Source organism: Mesorhizobium sp. M6A.T.Cr.TU.017.01.1.1 (genome assembly GCF_004023115.1).
Taxonomy (GTDB): Bacteria; Pseudomonadota; Alphaproteobacteria; order Rhizobiales; family Rhizobiaceae; genus Mesorhizobium; species Mesorhizobium mediterraneum.
On the sequence record NZ_RZTA01000126.1, the window covers coordinates 1 to 17,319 of the forward strand.

Annotated in this window: 14 protein-coding genes and 1 pseudogene; 1 reads left to right on the forward strand and 14 read right to left on the reverse strand. The window is 62.5% G+C overall.

The genetic code is table 11. The features are described 5' to 3' along the window. The coding region (secDF, locus tag EOB36_RS28505; RefSeq protein ID WP_128286192.1) for a protein translocase subunit SecDF at positions 1–2,416 on the reverse strand (2,416 nt) is incomplete at its 3' end. 332 nt (positions 2,417–2,748) lie between these two features. Beyond that, positions 2,749–3,087: a preprotein translocase subunit YajC gene (gene yajC, locus EOB36_RS28510; protein ID WP_008876289.1), complete on the reverse strand. Its 339-nt coding sequence runs from the start codon at positions 3,085–3,087 to the stop codon at positions 2,749–2,751. 281 nt (positions 3,088–3,368) lie between these two features. Here yajC and EOB36_RS28515 point away from each other — a divergent pair, with 281 nt between their 5' ends. Next, the gene (locus tag EOB36_RS28515) at positions 3,369–4,244 is read left to right on the forward strand and encodes an ATP-binding protein (RefSeq protein ID WP_095485463.1); all 876 of its coding nucleotides are present in this window, start codon (positions 3,369–3,371) and stop codon (positions 4,242–4,244) included. 206 nt (positions 4,245–4,450) lie between these two features. Here the strand turns inward: EOB36_RS28515 and EOB36_RS28520 are convergent, their stop codons facing one another. The 12 genes and pseudogenes from EOB36_RS28520 to EOB36_RS28575 all read right to left on the reverse strand — a co-directional run bounded on the left by EOB36_RS28520 (position 4,451) and on the right by EOB36_RS28575 (position 17,297). Then, a complete protein-coding gene (locus EOB36_RS28520) occupies positions 4,451–5,950 on the reverse strand; it encodes a peptidoglycan DD-metalloendopeptidase family protein (RefSeq protein WP_127294122.1) in 1,500 nt (499 codons plus the stop codon). A 212-nt stretch (positions 5,951–6,162) separates the two neighbouring features. Then, positions 6,163–6,828: a protein-L-isoaspartate(D-aspartate) O-methyltransferase gene (locus EOB36_RS28525; RefSeq protein ID WP_185928323.1), complete on the reverse strand. Its 666-nt coding sequence runs from the start codon at positions 6,826–6,828 to the stop codon at positions 6,163–6,165. Continuing rightward, complete coding sequence (surE, locus tag EOB36_RS28530; protein WP_128241825.1) at positions 6,825–7,583, reverse strand: 5'/3'-nucleotidase SurE; 759 nt, start codon at positions 7,581–7,583, stop codon at positions 6,825–6,827. Before surE ends, EOB36_RS28525 begins: the two co-directional genes overlap by 4 nt. After that, a complete protein-coding gene (gene serS, locus EOB36_RS36020; protein ID WP_348631650.1) occupies positions 7,583–8,245 on the reverse strand; it encodes a serine--tRNA ligase in 663 nt (220 codons plus the stop codon). The genes surE and serS overlap by 1 nt, the downstream gene beginning before the upstream one ends. A 117-nt stretch (positions 8,246–8,362) precedes the next feature. Next, a pseudogene (locus tag EOB36_RS36025) lies at positions 8,363–9,037 on the reverse strand (serine--tRNA ligase); the annotation flags it as partial. A 349-nt stretch (positions 9,038–9,386) separates the two neighbouring features. Next, positions 9,387–10,196 carry a twin-arginine translocase subunit TatC gene (gene tatC, locus EOB36_RS28545; protein WP_095485595.1) on the reverse strand — a complete coding sequence of 270 codons (810 nt, stop codon included), beginning with the start codon at positions 10,194–10,196 and terminating at the stop codon, positions 9,387–9,389. Positions 10,197–10,240: 44 nt separating this feature from the next. Then, complete coding sequence (gene tatB, locus EOB36_RS28550) at positions 10,241–10,930, reverse strand: Sec-independent protein translocase protein TatB (RefSeq protein WP_126106220.1); 690 nt, start codon at positions 10,928–10,930, stop codon at positions 10,241–10,243. A 29-nt stretch (positions 10,931–10,959) separates the two neighbouring features. After that, the gene (locus EOB36_RS28555; protein WP_013895102.1) at positions 10,960–11,181 is read right to left on the reverse strand and encodes a twin-arginine translocase TatA/TatE family subunit; all 222 of its coding nucleotides are present in this window, start codon (positions 11,179–11,181) and stop codon (positions 10,960–10,962) included. 178 nt (positions 11,182–11,359) lie between these two features. Further along, a complete protein-coding gene (scpB, locus tag EOB36_RS28560; RefSeq protein ID WP_095485468.1) occupies positions 11,360–12,139 on the reverse strand; it encodes an SMC-Scp complex subunit ScpB in 780 nt (259 codons plus the stop codon). Beyond that, complete coding sequence (locus tag EOB36_RS28565) at positions 12,136–12,936, reverse strand: ScpA family protein (RefSeq protein ID WP_095485469.1); 801 nt, start codon at positions 12,934–12,936, stop codon at positions 12,136–12,138. The genes scpB and EOB36_RS28565 overlap by 4 nt, the downstream gene beginning before the upstream one ends. A 127-nt stretch (positions 12,937–13,063) precedes the next feature. After that, the gene (gene nagZ / locus EOB36_RS28570) at positions 13,064–14,083 is read right to left on the reverse strand and encodes a beta-N-acetylhexosaminidase (protein ID WP_128286193.1); all 1,020 of its coding nucleotides are present in this window, start codon (positions 14,081–14,083) and stop codon (positions 13,064–13,066) included. Positions 14,084–14,246: 163 nt separating this feature from the next. After that, entirely contained in the window at positions 14,247–17,297 is a 3,051-nt protein-coding gene (locus EOB36_RS28575; RefSeq protein WP_245467920.1) for an SPOR domain-containing protein, read from the reverse strand. Positions 17,298–17,319: the final 22 nt, after the last annotated feature.

A 17,319-nucleotide genomic window follows, 5' to 3' on the forward strand; every position in this document is an offset into this window, starting at 1 on the left:
GCATCGCCAGCGTGAACGAACGGATCACCTCGCCGCCGAACAGGACCAGCGCCAGAAGCGCCAGGATCGTCGTCACCGCGGTCAGCGTCGTTCTCGACAGCGTCTCGTTGATGGCGTTGTTCAACAATTCCGGCAGCGGCATCTTCTTGTATTTCCTGAGATCCTCGCGAACACGGTCATAGACGACGATCGTGTCGTTCAGCGAATAGCCGATGATGGTCAGGATCGCCGCCAGCGACGATTGGTTGAATTCGAGCCCGGTGATGACGAAGAAGCCGATGGTCATGACGATGTCGTGCACCGTCGCGATGATGGCGCCGACCGCGAACTGCCATTCGAAGCGGAACCACACATAGGCCAGGATGCCAAGCAGCGCGACCAGCATAGCGATCGTGCCTTGCTTGGCGAGCTCGCCAGAAACCGTCGGCCCCACCACTTCGACGCGGCGGAAATCATACTGGTCCTGCAGCTCGCCGCGCACCTTGTCGATGACGGTCTGCTCGGCATTCTCGCCGCCATCCTGTGTGCCGACGCGGATCAAAACGTCGTTCGGCTCGCCGAATTGCTGGACCTGCACTTCGCCGATGTTGAGTTCCGTCAGCCTGCCGCGGATATCGGCAAGATCGGCGGTGCCATCCTTGGCCTGCACCTCGATCAGCGAACCGCCCTTGAAGTCGATGCCGTAATTGATGTCGACGGTCATGAACAGCACGACCGACAGCACCGATAGCAGGCTCGACAGAGCGAACGTCCAGCGGCGGATGCCCATGAACGGAATTCTCGTACCGGGCGGAATGAAGGTCACCGGCGCCCGCGGCAATTCCTTCGGCCGCGCCCGGCGAAGCCAGATCGACACCAGCAACCGGGTGAAGGTGAAGGCGGTGAAGACGGTAGTCAGAATGCCGATGGCGAAGGATATGGCAAAACCCTTCACCGGCCCCGTGCCGATCCAGAACAGCACCACGGTCGCGATCAGCGCTGTGACGTTGGAATCGACGATGGTCGCCAGAGCCTTGGTGAAACCGGTGTCGATCGCCTGGATGACCGAGCGGCCGGCTCTTCGCTCCTCGCGGATGCGCTCGTAGATGAGAACGTTGGAATCGACCGCCATGCCGATGGTCAGCACGATACCGGCAATGCCCGGCAAGGTCAGCGTCGCGCCCAGAAGCGACAGCAGCCCGATGATCATCGCCACATGCACCGCCAGCGCAAGGTTGGCGAGGAAGCCGAGGAAGCCGTAGGCGACGAACATGAAGGCGACGACGAGAATCGACCCGACCACGCCGGCGACCTTGCCGGCGTGAATGGAATCTTCGCCGAGCCCAGGACCAACTGTGCGCTCTTCGATCACCGTCAGCGTCGCCGGTAGCGCGCCGGCACGCAACAGCACGGCGAGGTCGTTGGCGCTCTCGGCGGTAAAATTGCCCGAGATTTGGCCGTTGCCGCCAAGGATCGGTTCGCGGATCTGCGGCGCCGAAATCACCTGATTGTCGAGGATAATGGCAAACAGCTTGCCGACATTCTGCGAGGTCGCCTGGCCGAAGCGCGCCGCTCCCTTGGAATCGAAGGTGAACGAAACCACCGGCTCGTTGGTCTGGGAATTGTACGTCGCCTGCGCATCGGTGAGATTTTCGCCCGAAACGATGACGCGGTTCTCGATCAGGTACGGAACCGGCGGATCATCCTGCGAATACAATACCGACGATCCCGCTGGCGGACGACCGTTGAGCGCGTCCTGCACCGGCATCGACTGGTCGACCATCTGGAAGGTCAGCTTGGCGGTCTGACCAAGAATGTCCTTCAGCCTCTGCGGATCCTGCAGGCCCGGCACCTGGACCAGAATGCGGTCTTCACCTTGGCGTTGCACGATCGGCTCGGTGGTGCCGAGCTCGTTGACGCGGCGCTCGACAACCTCGAGCGACTGCGCCAACGCCGTCGACGTGCGGTACTTGATGCCGGCATCGGTGACGGCGAACTTGAGCAGGCCGGGCTCGGAATCATCAAGCGACATCTCCTGGACGGAGCCGCCGCTGAACAGGCCGGCTGCCACCGGGTCGGTCAATGTCTTCAGCGCCGTCTTGGCGGCTTCGAGCTGACCGGGATCGGTGATGCGGACCTGCACGGCCCGGCCTGATCCGGAAAGGCCGGTGTAACCGATCTTGGCGTCGCGCAGGCGCGTCCTGATTTCGTCGCGTGTCGTCTCCAGCCGATCCTTGATCAGATCGTTCGGATCCATCCTGAGCAGGATATGCGAGCCGCCCTGCAGATCGAGGCCGAGCGTCATCTGGCGCTTCGGCACCCAATTAGGAAGCTGGGCCAGCGTGCTGGCAGAGAAAAGATTGGGCGCAGCGAGGATCACTGTGGCGGCCACGGCCAGCCAGATCAGGATCATCTTGAAGCGCGAGAAATAAAGCATATGGCGTCGTCCGTCAGGGCGTTCTGGCGGATCGTTCCGCCTGGAATGGGGTTATTTCTTGGCGTTCTGGTTTCGCCAAATGCTCGCCTCGAGCACAAGACAGTTCACTTTGGTGCTGCCATCGGGCTTTCTTCAACTATTGTCAATCTTGCTGGCAAGGCACCAGCGGGCAATAGCACGACGAGATCGTTGGCGCCCTGGACGGGGCGAGCGGGCTGGCAGCGAGAAGACTGGGCGCATCAGAACTCCTGCGATGGCCACAGCCACCGCAGATCAGAGTCATCGGCGTCGTCCGTCAGGGCGTTCTGGCGGATCGTCCCGCCGACATCCGATTATTTCTTGGCGTTCTGGTTCGCCACCGGCTCGCCCTTGACGCGCACGTCTGCGATCGTCGAGCGCAGCGCCGTTACCTTGGTGCCACCGCCGAGATCGATCTCGAGCTCATTGTCGTCGATCACCTTGGTCACCTTGCCGACGAAACCGCCGCCGGTGACGACCGTGTCGCCGCGGCGAACCGCCGCCAGCATCTCGCCGCGCTTCTTCAACTGCGTGCGCTGCGGCCGGATGATCAGAAAATACATGATCACGAAAATCAGGACAAACGGCAAAATGCTGATGAACATATCCGGGGAGGCGCCGACGCCTTGGGCGTATGCCGGTGTCACGAACATCTAGGTACTCCTGAATTTTGAAAGACAGCCGCCAAACCGTCCTGGGGAAATTTGGCGGCCCCGTGAAATTTCGCCGGAATATAGTCGGTAAAGTTGCCAATGCAACTGCGGTCAGGCATTTCAGCTGCTTTTCCGGCTGGTTGAGCCGTGTTAGAGCATGATCCCGAAAACGACGCCCGGTTTTCGGAAAAGATCATGTTCTAACAAAAGGTTGGAACTGGTTCCGAAACGCCGGAACCAAATTAGGTTCCGTGTCATCCCCTCCTGAGTGCAAAGATAAAATGAGCGATAGCACCATCGAAGCCCTGAACAAGAAGCTCGACCGCCTGATCGAGGCGGTCGTCCGCCTCGCTCCGCCACCGGTGCCGGAAACCGATCTCGGCAAGGCCGATTGCTTCGTCTGGCAGGCCGATCCCGGCAATCTGGAGCCGGTGCTCAAGGTCAACCGCGTCGATATCGGCCTGATCCGCGGCGTCGACCGCGTCCGCGACATATTGGTCGACAACACCGAGCGCTTCGCTTCCGGTTATGCAGCCAACAACGTGCTGTTGTGGGGAGCGCGCGGCATGGGCAAGTCCTCGCTGGTCAAGGCCGTGCATGCGGCGGTCAACGCGTCGGCAAAGCTGGACCTGCCGCTCAAGCTCATCGAGATCCATCGCGAAGACATCGACACGCTGCCAAAGCTTATGAATTTGCTGAAGGCAGCACCTTACCGCTTTATCCTGTTTTGCGACGACCTGTCCTTCGACCATGACGACACGTCCTACAAGTCGCTGAAAGCGGCGCTCGAAGGCGGCGTCGAGGGCCGCCCGGCCAATGTGATCTTCTATGCCACCTCGAACCGGCGACATCTATTGCCGCGCGACATGATCGACAATGAACGCTCGACCGCGATCAACCCATCGGAGGCGGTCGAGGAAAAAGTTTCGCTGTCCGATCGTTTTGGCCTCTGGCTCGGCTTCCACAAATGCTCACAGGACGAGTATCTCGACATGATCGACGGCTATATCAGCCATCACGGCCTTGCCATCGACCCCGAGACGCTGCGCGCCGAGGCGCTGGAATGGGCGACGACGCGCGGCAGCCGTTCGGGCCGCGTTGCCTGGCAGTTCACCCAGGATCTGGCAGGCCGGCTCGGCAAATCGCTCAAGGATTAGACCATGATCCCGAAAAGTGGAGCCCGGTTTTCGGACAAGATCATGGTCCAGAAAAGCGACTGAAAAAGCCCGCCCCTTACGGAGCGGGCTGAGCCGGCGGGCCGGACTGGAGGTCAGGCGGCGCGCAATCGCTTTTCTTCTTCTATTCGAGATAGGTCGAAGGATCGACTTCCTTTATTCGAGATAGGTCGAAGGATCGACTTCCTTTATTCAAGATAGGTCGAAGGATCGACCGGCGCCGAGTTCTTGCGGACTTCGAAATGCAGTTTCGGCGAGTCGGTGGTGCCGCTCATGCCGGACTGCGCGATTTCCTGGCCGCGCTTGACCTTCTGGCCGCGCTGGACCTCGATCGAACGGGCGTGGCCATAGACCGTGACCAACCCGTTCTCGTGGCGAACCAGCACCGTATTGCCGAATTCCTTGAGACCATCGCCGGCATAGATGACGACGCCGTTCTCGGCCGCCTTGACCGGGGTTCCTTCCGGCACGGCAATGTCGACACCGTCCTTGCCGCCGCCAAAGCCGGAGATCACGCGGCCGCGCACCGGCCACCGCATCTTGCCGATGCCTGTGGCGTTGGGCGCCACCGCGTCATCGTCCTCGGCCTGCTGGATGACCTTCGCATCCTTCTTCGGCGGCGTGTAGGCGGCGAGCGTCTCCGACGGCGTGGTCTTTGCCGCAGGCGAAGTGGTGGCTGTCGTTACCGGATCGACCTTTGCCGGCTTGGCGCTGGCAACCGTCGCGGTTCCGCCGGCCGGCACCTTCAGGGTCTGGCCAATCTTGAGCAGGCCGTCCTGCATGCCGTTCGCCTGCTTCAACGCAGCCACGCCGACGCCGGTTTTCCTGGCGATGGCCGACAGCGTATCGCCCTGCTGGACCGTGTAGGTGCCACCGGCACCAGCCGTCCTGGACGCGGGTTTTCCGTCCTTCGGCTGGCTCGCGGCCGCCGAGGCATCCACCTGCGCTGCGGACTTGCCCTCCTTGAGCTTCGGCTGCTGCGGCAGCACGGCTACCATCTCCGGCGCCTTGGCCGGCAAATCGTGCTTGGTGTCGTTCGCAGGCTTGGCGTCGGCCAGCTTCGGCGCCGGTTTCTTGCCCGAATAGGCATAGGCCGGGATGACGAGCTTCTGGCCGGTCTTCAGCCCGTTGGTCGCGCTCAGCCCATTGACTTTCATAAGGGCATCGGCGGGCACGCCGTAGCGCCGCGACAGGCCGGAAATGGTCTCGCCATCCCTAACGATGATCTCGGTGGCGCGCGGTTCGCCGCCTGCCGTCGCCATGCGCGGAGCGTCGGACTGTGCGTCCTTGAACGGCTTTGCCACTGTCCCGGTTGCAGTCCGGTCGACCTGGGGGGCGGCTGGCGCCGAAGCGGTGCGGGCCGGCGCCAACGCGGGGGCTGGCTGCGACTGGCTGACCGGCGGCAATTGCTGTGTCGTAACCGGTTCGAGGCTTGAGCGGCTGACCGACTGGGTATGGCTGCCGTCGAGCGGCGCGGCCGAGACCGGGACATCGCCGGGATAAGGCTGGGCGGCGTCCTGCTTGTCGATGATGGTGCGCTGGTTGTTGGTCGAGGAGGTGAAGACGTCATCGACGCTGTTGAACCGCGAGACCTGGGAACTGCATCCCGCCGCGGTGCCCGCAACCATAAGGACGGCGAAACCGCGCGCCAGGTTGCGTCCGTTTGCCTTCAAAATACTGAATTGCATCGCATTTACCCGCAGATACCCGGTACAGACTGACCGTGATTAAAGCGCGTTAATGTTACTGGTCGGTTAAACCTCTAGAATCAGACGCAAATTTTCTTAAAATATTTAAGGCTGAACCTGGTCGGGTTGAGATTCAGGTCGAGCCGAGTCGGAGACGGGCGCGACGCGACCAGACAGGTCGGTTGCGGGCATCACCTGAATACCGACAGATCCTAGATGACCGCGGCTACGCTGCGCAGGATCGGCTGCAGGCGGACGAGGCCGATGTCCTCACGTTCGAATCGGCTGCCGACCTTGGTCAGTTTGGCCAGCACCTGCTCGCCCTCCTCGGGTCCGATCGGTGCGATGACGATGCCGCCGCTCGACAATTGATCGAGCAGGAAGCGCGGCAGGCTGTCGAAGGCCACCCATGCGACGATGCGGTCGAACGGCGCCTCATTGGCTAGTCCGTTGGAGCCGTCCGCTTGGCGCACGATGACATTGCCGATGCCGAGCGCCTCGAAGCGCTGTTTGGCCTGCTCGGCCAGCGTCTTGTAGCGGTCGATGGTGACGACCCGCGCGGCAAGCCGCGACATCACCCCCGCCGTGTAGCCTGACCCGGTACCGATCTCGAGCACGCGGTTGCCCGGCTCGATGGCAAGCGCTGCGATCACCGCTGCTTGCAGATCAGCGCCCTCGATCGCCTCGCCGCATTCGATCGGCAGCATCCGGTCCGACCAGGCGATCGGATGGAACTGCGCGGAAAGGAAGCCGCGCCGCGGCGTCGCCTCGAAGGCGGCGATCAGCGCCTTCGGCACCACGCCCTTACCACGCAAGCGGAGCAGGAACGCGGCGAAGCCTTCCCGGTCGTCGACCGTCGGGCCGTGGTTCAGGTTCATGCGAGCGCCTTAGTCAGTTGATCTCGGATTTCATGAGCGGTGAGATCGAGCTGCAGCGGCGTCACCGACACCAGCCGGTTGCGCAAGGCATACAGGTCAGTGCCTTGCTTGCCCTCGACCGGCTCGCGCCCGAAGCGCAGCCAATAATAGGGAAGTCCGCGGCCGTCGCGGCGCTCGTCGACCCACAGGCTGTGGACGAGCTTGCCTTGCGAGGTGACCACCGTGCCGGCGACCTCTTCTGGCGCGCAATTCGGAAAATTGACGTTGAGCAGCACGCCGTCCGGCAGCGGCATGGCGACAAGCTTCTGGAGCAGCGCCGGCGCCAGCGCCTCGGTGGTCTCGTAGGGAACGACGCGATCCTCGCCGACGTAGGAATAGGCCTGGCTGAGCGCGATCGAGCGCACGCCGAGCAGCGCGCCTTCCATGGCGCCGGCGACGGTTCCCGAATAGGTGACGTCGTCGGCGATGTTGGCGCCGGAATTGACGCCGGACAGGATCAGGTCGGGTGCTGCGGGCAGGATCTTCTTCACGCCCATGATGACGCAATCGGTCGGCGTGCCACGCACGGCAAAGTGTTTTTCGCCGATCTTCCTCAGGCGCAGCGGCTCCGAGATCGACAGCGAATGCGCATAGCCGGACTGGTCCTGCTCCGGCGCCACCACCCAGACATCGTCCGACAGCGTCCGGGCGACGCGTTCAAGCGATGCGAGGCCTTCGGCATGGATGCCGTCATCATTGGTCAGGAGGATGCGCATTATTTCGATTCGATCTTTTCCAGACCGCCCATGTAAGGCCGAAGCGCTTCAGGAATGGTTACGCTGCCATCCTCATTCTGATAGTTTTCGATGACGGCAATAAGAGCGCGGCCGAGGGCGGTGCCGGAGCCGTTCAGCGTGTGGACGAAGCGGTTGCCCTTGCCGTCCTTGTCCTTGTAGCGGGCGTCCATGCGCCGCGCCTGGAAATCGCCGCACACCGAGCAGGACGAAATCTCGCGATAGGCGTTCTGGCCCGGCAGCCAGACCTCGATGTCGTAGGTCTTGCGCGCGCCAAAGCCCATATCGCCGGTGCATAGCGTCATGGTGCGGAACGGCAATTCCAGCCGTTTCAACACCGCTTCAGCGCATTCGGTCATCCGCTCGTGCTCGGCGAGCGACGATTCCTGATCGGTGATCGAGACCAGCTCGACCTTGTAGAACTGGTGCTGGCGCAGCATGCCGCGCGTGTCGCGCCCGGCCGAGCCCGCTTCCGAACGGAAGCATGGGGTCAGCGCCGTATAGCGCAGCGGCAGCTTTTCATGCGGGGTGATTTCTTCGCGCACGAGGTTGGTCAGCGGCACTTCGGCGGTCGGGATGAGATAAAAGTTCTCTGCGAACTTCCCACTTTCGAAGTCATTCACCCATTTGCGCTGCCTTGCCATCCCTTCGGACTTAATTCTGTCGAGGCTGGCTTTGCTGTTTCTAAAATCCTCGTATTGCTCGTTGCGCGCTTCCTCGTACTCTTTCCAAAACCGATTCAGATCATTGATCGAAGCGCGAAACAAATCTTCCTTGAATTTTGGCAGCTGCCCGGTGCCAAACATCGCATCGTCGCGCACCATCAGCGGCGGCTGGATCTCCTCATAGCCATGCTCGGTCGTGTGCAGATCCAGCATGAATTGGCCGAGCGCGCGTTCCATTCGCGCCAGCCCACCCTTCAGCACCGTGAAGCGCGAGCCGGACAGCTTCGCCGCCCGCTCGAAATCCATCATGCCGAGCGCTTCGCCGATCTCGAAATGCTCCTTCACCCAGTTCGGACGCGTTGGCACCTTGCCGACGATGCGCTTGACGACATTGTCGTCCTCGTTCTTGCCGACCGGCACGTCGTCGAGCGGCACATTGGGCAGCTCGGCCAATGCGTCATTCAGCGCCTTGTCGAGTTCGCGTTCGCGCGCCTCGCCGTTCTGGATGAAAGCCTTGATCTCGCCGACTTCGGCTTTGAGTTTTTCGGCAAGGGCGGCGTCGCCCGAACGCATGGCATTGCCGATCTCCTTCGAGGCGGCATTGCGGCGCTCCTGCCTGGTCTGCAGCTCGGTGAGATGCTCGCGCCGCGCCTCGTCCCTGGCGATCAGATCATCGACCGTGGACTGCGCGTCATCGCTGGACCACGAGCGCTTCTTGAGCGCCTCGACAAGGGCCTTCGGGTTGTCGCGAATCCATTTGATGTCGAGCATGGTTTGATCGTCCTCGGCGGGCATGTCGCCCAAAAGTGCACAGCGGTTTTGGGACAACGACATGCCCAAAACAAAGACCTAAAACGCATCGCGTTTTAGGTCAGAGGGCGTAAACCGCATCCTTGACCGATGCAAGACGTCAAAGTCGAGTTCCTTCGCGCCCCCTCTGTCCTGCCGGACATCTCCCCCGCGGGTGGGGAGATCGGCCGTCACTGCGGCTTTCGCCAACCTCCAGCGCTAAAGAAATGAGCCGTCGCCGAAGCTGCCAATCTCCCTCCGTGTGGGGGAGATGTCCGGCAGGACAGAGGGGGCGCTGTCCCGCAAACCTTGATTAAGGCCTCCGGCCAGCCTACGTCGAAGGCGCGTCCGCGGGCTTTTCGGCCACCTCTTCTGCGGCCTCCCGCTTCTCGCGCGCCAGACGTTCCCGTTCCTTGCTACGCTCGATCAGCCGGGCCGACCAGATTGAGACCTCGTAGAGAATGATCGTTGGGATGGCGAGGCCGATCTGGCTTATCGGGTCGGGCGGTGTCAGCACAGCCGCGACGACGAAGGCGATGACGATCGCCCATTTGCGCTTTTCGACCAGCGCCTGCGACGACAGCATGCCGACCCGCGCCATGAGGCTGGTCACCACCGGCAACTGGAACACCAGGCCGAAGGAAAAGATCAGCGTCATGATCAGGCTGAGATATTCCGACACTTTCGGCAGCAACGAAATCTGCACTTGGTCGTCAGTGCCGGCCTGCTGCATGGCGAGGAAGAACCACATCACCATCGGCGTGAAGAAGAAATAGACCAGCGACGCGCCCATCAGGAACAGGATCGGCGAAGCGATCAGGAACGGCAGGAAAGCGTTGCGTTCGTTCTTGTAGAGGCCGGGCGCGATGAATTTGTAGATCTGCGTGGCGATCAGCGGAAAGGCGATCACCATGCCGCCGAACATTGCCAGCTTCACCTGGGTGAAGAAGAATTCCTGCGGCGCCGTGTAGATCAGCTCAACCTTGTGCGGGTCGAGCCCTGCCCATTGGGTCGCCCATTTGAACGGCACGACCAACAGGTTGAACAGTTGCTTGGCGAAAAAGAAGCAGAACAGGAAGGCGACGAAGAACCCGCCGATCGACCACATCAGTCGCCGGCGCAATTCGATCAGATGCTCCATCAGCGGAGCCGCCGATTTATCGATCTCGTCCTTTTCCGAAACGCTCACTTGCTGGCTCCCGCCGTCTTTTTGGCGGCTGCAGTCGGCTTCTTCACCGCTGCCGGTGCAGGCTTCGGCTCGGCCTTTTTAGCTGCGGTCTTTGTCACGGCAGGTCTTGCTGCTGCCGCTGGCTTGGCTGCGGCCTTGGGGGCCGGCATCGCTTTCGCTGGCGCAGGCTTCTTCTTCGCTGCCGAGGCCTTTTGCGGTGCAGCCGGCGTTGCCGTCCCGACAGGCGACGGCACCACCGACTCATCGGTCATCGCCGGAAAGATCGGCGCCGCCGGCGCCGCTTCCGGAGCACTGACGCCCGGCAGCACCGTCGCGCCATTCTTCAGCTCGGTCTCCTGCGGTGGCGAAGCAGCTGGCGTGACCGGGTCGATGGCCGGCTTCGGCTTCATCACCGCATCGACACCTGAACGGACATCGGCTGCCGCCTGCTCGAACGGATTGAGCTGTTTCCTGATCTCGGCGGCCGGATTGAGGCTTCTGAGTGAATCGACCGACTTCTTGACGTCGTCGAGCTCGGCCTCCTTCAACGCATCGTTGAACTGTTTCTGGAAGTCGGCTGCCATGCCGCGCAGCTTTGTCGTCGTGCGCCCGAAGGTGCGCAGCATGTTGGGCAAATCCTTGGGCCCGACGACCACGATCATGACGATCGCGATCACCAGCATCTCGGTCCAGCCGATGTCGAACATGGCGATACGTTCCGACTAAAGTTTTGGGCTCAGCTCTTGCTGGCCTTTTCCTTCACTGCCGAAACGGTTTCGTCGGCACGATGTTCGACGGTGCGCTTGTCCTCGGCAACATCGTCGTCGGCCATGCCCTTCTTGAAGCTCTTGATACCCTTGGCCATGTCACCCATCAGCTCGGGAATCTTGCCGCGGCCGAACACCAGCAGCACGATCACCAGCACGATCATCCAGTGCCAAATCGAAAATGAACCCATAACAATCTCTCTCGAATGTTTTCTCTGACGATGATCTATGCGCTTTCGCGTCGGGATTCAAACACAACCGCGACAGAGTTTATAAATGAGTGGCCGAAGTCACGCACTTTCGGCGCCGTAGCCCGCTACCAATCGGCGCAGCCCCGAAAACCAACGGCTTTCGGCGCGTCGTTTGCGGTCAATCATCCTCGACACGCGGCGTCAACAGGCCGAGTTCCTCGAGGTCGATGTCGGTCAGCGGATCCTCGTCGTCGGTCAGCGCATCCGGATCGGCCGGCGGCAGCGGAATGGAGAAATTCGACGGCATGCGGCCCGAAAGCAGCCCGGCGCCCTTCAATTCCTCCATGCCGGGAAGATCGCGGATCTCCTCCAATGCGAAATGGTCGAGGAAAATGTCGGTGGTGCCGTAGGTGACGGGACGGCCGGGCGTGCGGCGCCGACCGCGCATCTTCACCCATTCGGTCTCCATCAGCGTGTCCAGCGTGCCCTTCGAGGTCTCGACGCCTCTGATGTCCTCGATCTCGGCTCGCGTCACCGGCTGGTGATAGGCGATGATCGCCAGCACTTCGAGCGCCGCGCGGGAAAGCTTCCTCTGCTGCACTGTGTCGCGGCTCATCAGGAAAGCGAGGTCGCCGGCGGTGCGGAACGCCCAGGCATCGGAGACGCGCACCAGATTGACGCCGCGCCGCGCATAAATCTGCTGCAGTTCGGCCATCGCCGCGGCAATGTTGATGCCATCGGGCAGGCGCGCGGCAAGCTGCTTTTCGCTGACCGGCTCGGCGCTGGCGAAAACGATCGCCTCGGCCATGCGCACGGCTTCCGCCATATGCAGCCGCTCGCCAGGATTCTGGGAAAAGTTCTGCGCCTGATTTTCTGCCGGAGTCTCGCCGAGCATGCCGTCTTCGGTCTCGTCGTCGACCTTGAACGGAATGACCGAAGCGTTGGCGCGTTCACTCATGATGCCACCTCGACTGCCCTGATGCCTTGCGCACGGCCGCGCAGATAAAGCGGCGCGAACACCTCGTCTTGCCGCATTTCCATTTTGCCTTCGCGCACCAGTTCCAGCGTGGCCGCAAACGAGCTGGCAATCGCGGTACGCCGCTCATCCGGGCCGGTCAGATATTCGACCAGGAAACTGTCCAGCGCCGTCCAGTCGGCAAACGTGCCGATCAGCCTGTTCAGGATATCGCGCGCGTCCTTGAGCGACCACACACCGCGCCTGGCGATGGTCACATTGGTGATCGCCTGTTTCTGGCGTTGCTGCGCATAAGCGGTCAGCAGATCGTAGAGCGAGGCCGAATAGGCGTTGCGTTTCTCGACGATGACCATTTCCGGCATGCCGCGGGCGAACACATCGCGTCCGAGCCGGTTGCGGTTAACCAGGCGTGCCGCCGCGTCGCGCATCGCTTCCAGCCGCTTCAACCGGAATTGCAGCACCGCCGCCAGCTCCTCGCCGCTTTCGCCGTCGTCGCCGGGTTGCTTGGGGATCAAAAGCTTCGACTTGAGAAACGCCAGCCACGCCGCCATCACCAGATAGTCGGCGGCGAGCTCCAGCCTGAGCGCCCTCACCTTCTCGACGAAGGCCAGATATTGCTCGGCCAGCGCCAGGATCGAGATGCGCGACAGATCGACCTTCTGGTTACGCGCAAGATGCAGCAGAAGATCGAGCGGGCCTTCAAACCCGTCGACGTCAACGACCAACGCAGGATCGCCGGTCAGCCGCGAATCGTCGTTCTCGGCCCACAGACGGTCCATCGGTGCGGCCTTGCCGGCCTTACTGTCCAATGTTTCCGCCACCTACTGTCGCTTTCCTTTGCTTCTATCTTCTTGTTTGACCATGATCTGTTCCGAAAAACCGGCTCCCACTTTTCGGGATCATGGTCTAGGCCACCGCATCGAAATAGGTGGCGAATTCGGCGCGTATCTCGGTCTCATCAGCCCGATCGCGGTTCTTGATATAGGTCAGCGCCCGCTGCGCGCGGCGCAGCGACGTGCCTTCAAGCCCTGTTGTGCGCGACGCAATGCCGGCCATCTCCTCGAAAACGCCGTTGCAGTGAAGGACCAGATCGCAGCCCGCCGCAAGGATCGCGGCCGCCTTTGTCGGGAAATCCCCAGAAAGTGCCTTCATCGAGGTGTCGTCGCTCATCAACAGCCCGTCGAAACCAATTTCGCCGCGGATGATCTCATCGATGACCTTGCCGGACGTCGTGGCCGGGTTCTTCGGGTCGATCGCGCTGTAGACGACATGCGCCGTCATCGCCATCGGCAAATGATTGAGCTCCCTGAACGGGGCGAAATCATGCCGCTGCAAGTCGCTCATCGAGGCATCGACGGTCGGCAGTTCGAAATGCGTGTCGGCAAAGGCCCGTCCATGCCCCGGAATATGCTTCATGACCGGCAGCACGCCGCCCGACATCAACCCTTCAGCCGCGGCGCGACCCAGTTCGATGACGGCACGAGGCTCCTTGCCATAGGCGCGGGCGCCGATGACGTCGCTGGCGCCCTCGATCGGCACGTCGAGCACCGGCAGGCAATCGGCTGTGATGCCATAGCGCGAGAGATCGAAGGCATGCAGCCGCGCCAACAGCCAGGCGGCGCGGTTGCCGGCGTCGTGGTCGTTGCGCCACAAGGCGCCGAGCGCACCACCGGCGGGATAGTTCGGCGCCAGCGGCGGCCGCAAACGCTGCACCCGGCCGCCTTCCTGGTCGATGAACACCAGGGCGTCCGGGCGCTCGATACAGTCGCGCATTGCGGCGACCAGATCGCGGATCTGCTCGGTCTCGCCGATGTTACGCGCAAACAGGATGAATCCCCACGGGCATTCATTGCGATAGAATTTGATTTCGTCGCGTGTGAGCGATTTCCCGGCGCAGCCGAGGATCATGGATTTTGATTCGGTCATGGACAGGAGTTTAGAGCTTCACGCGAACAAAGGGAATCGCATCGAGCCACATGCGGTTGAGCCAGAATCCCTTCCCACAAAGATCTCCCTTCCACATAAAAAAACCGGCGCGGTCTGTGACCGCGCCGGCTCTTTCCGCCCAAGGGCGGGAGATTTGAAACGGCTAGCGCGACACGAAGCAGTTGCCGCCGGCAGCCTTGTAGCTGGTGCACAGGTTGATCGCATCGTTGCGCGACTGCGCCGGCACCCGGACGCGATAGAACGTTCCCTTGCCGGCGATCTCGGCCTTGACGATGTTGGCGGTGCGGCCGGCCAGCACGCTGCCGTAGCGGCGCTGCAGGTCCGCATAGCTGGACTGGGCGCTTTCGACAGTCGGCTGCGAGGCGATCTGCATCGACCACGAGCCACCGCCGGTCGAGGCCGCCGCCGGATTGATGGACGCAACCTGGTCCGGCTTGACCTCGCCGACGACGTCGACAGGCTGGTCGGACGGACGTTGCGGCGCCACCGGAACCGTGGCCGGCGTATTGGCAGGCTGGCTGGTTTGGGCATCGGCCTCAGACTTGGGCGCGGCTGCCGGCTCGGCTGTTTCCGGCCTGGCGGTTTCGGTCTGGTCGCCACCTAGTAAGTTACCACTTGCCTGGTCGGCAACAGGCGGGACCGTGCCGGTCTGCTCCGCTTCGCCGGCCTGACCCGCCGGGGCCACATGCTGCGGCGCCGGATCGACAGGGTCGACGGCAGCCACCTGCGCCACCGCAGGCGCCGGATCCTCCCGCGCAACCAGTGAGCCATCTGATTTGACGACCATGGTTCTCACCTTGCGCGGCGCGACGGCGACGACATCGGGGTCTATGCCTTTGTCAGCCTCTTGCAGAACCTGGGCAATACGATCCTCGGACTTGGGCGTCGGCGCGGCGGCGACGTCGGCATTTCCGGCCGCTTGCGTGCCGCCGGCCGCATCAACGCCTTCAGCCGCGTCGAAGTCGTCGGGCGAAAGATCGACCACACGGCTCTGCGGCGGCTCCTTGGCCGTGACGTCCACGGGCTCTTCGGCGTTGGTGACCAGTTTTTCCTGGACCGGTTCGGCAGGCTTCGCGCCACCCTTGGCCACGGCGTCATAAACCTTGTTTTCCTGGTTCGGCACGACGGTGCCGCCCGGATTTTCAGGCCTGATCTTGATCGGTGCGTTGTCCGCCTTGACGATGACCGGCGCGTCGTTGCCGCCGTTGCCACCGAAAGACAGCGCGAAGGCGCCGAGACCGCCGGCGATCGCCACGGCGCCTACAACCGCAGCGACCAGCAGGCCGCGGCGCCGGGGCCTCGCGGTATCCTGTTCCAGGCCTGGAACCGACATGGCCTCATCCAGCTCGGGATCGTAGTCGAGTTCGTCTAAGCCAAAGTCGTTGGCCTGCGGAGCCGGCCGGCCGGCTGGCAAGTCGCCCAGATCGAAGCCGCTGGCGGCATCGGCATAAGCCGCACTGACGGGCGCTTCTGCGGGTCTCGCCGCATAGGTCCGCGTTTCAACGCGGTCGGGCTCATAGCCTGACTGGAACCCTGCCCCCGACTGAAACCCAGCCCCTGACTGGAATCCGGCATTGTAGGATTCGTCGTCATACGCCGCGCTGCGCGCCGGGGCGGCAGCGACGTCCACGGCATTCATTTCCGTGAGAAGGCTGGCGAACTCGCTGTCGAGATCGTCATAAGCAGGCGCCGCCGGTTCGTCTTCATTGAAGTCGAGGTCCGGAATATCGAGGTCGTCCGCCAGCGCCACGACGCGCTCGGGCACATCGACCGTCTCGACATCGGGCATCTCGTCATACGCCGAAGTCTGTTCGCTTTGCGCTGGCGCAGACGCCGCATTGGCGGCATCGTCTTCGGCCGGCTCATCCTGATAGGCCAGGTCGTCCTGATAGGAGGGGGCCGCAGCCATTGGCGGCGTCGTTTCCGTGGTCTTCACCGAGGCCACTTCCGTGGTCCTCGCCGAGGCCGTCGGCTGGGCTGCAAAGGCAGGCTGCGACTGTGCGACCGGCGTTACGCGGCTCCACGAACGGGCCGGCGCCGGCGCAGCGGAGCGTGCCGCCATCCAGTTGAGCGAATCATCCGGATCTTCCTGGTGAGCGGCGGCCGCAACGTTATCGTCGTCGCCATGATCTAGACCGATGTCCTTGGCGAAGGCTGCATGCAATGCATCATCGTCGAAACCGACATCGGCCGGCCCGGCGGCATCTTCAGCGCAGAAATCCTGGCCCTCGAGCTCATCGAAGAGAACGGTGTCGAGATCGGCATCGGCGGCCTGAACCGCACCATCCTCCGGCTGCTCCGAAAGGTCTTGCTCGTCAAGGCTCCAGTCCAGTTCCTCGACAGTATCCGTTGGTTTGTCGGTGACCTTTTCAGCCGCGGCCACAGGCTGCTGAACCATGGCTGGCTCGTTGGCAGCGGAAGCCGTCACGGGGGCAGCCCGTGTGTTCATCGTGCCCAACAGCGCGTTCAGTTCGTCTTCAAGGCTCCGCTCATCAGCGACGGCGGTTGGCGCCGCCGGCTGGACCGCGGCAGCCGGCGCCGTCGGTTGGGCTGCAACGCCGGAGGCCTGCGCAACCGGCTCTTCGGCTTCCTCGGCAAGCGCGTCCTCGAAACTCAAATCGAAATCGGCGTCGAACGCGTCTTCCAGGGTCGTGGCGGACGGCTCGTCCTTGGCGGCGATAGCCTCCGGTTCGTCAATTTCGGGCGCGTCAATTTCGACTGGTTCATCCGTGCGAACGTCGAAATCCATATCGACATCGGCCATGGCGTCGTCGAAATGGCCGGCAAAGTCCTCCTCGGACTCTTCCGAAACGGCTCGAACAGGCGCAGCAGGAGTTTCAACAGCGGCCTGCTCTAACGGCATATGTTCGTCGAGCATCAACTCGTCTTCGAGCGAGCTTGCGACGGCATTGTCGAACTCATCGTCGAAGGCGGGTTCGGCGGCCGGTGTGGAGACTTCGGCAACGGCCGCCTGCTCCATCGGCACGTGCTCGTCCAGCATCAGCTCGTCTTCGAGCGAGCTTGCGACAGCGTTGTCGAATTCTTCATCGAAGGCGGGTTCGACCGGCGCGGAAACGGCGGCAGTATTCTGTTCAGCCTCGTCCGTTGCATCGTCGTCGAGCAGGAAATCCGGTTCGAGCGAGGCGGTAAGCTCGTCGTCCCCGAGCTCGACGTCCCCAATCTTGTCGTCCATCGCCAAATCCTCTTCGAATGGC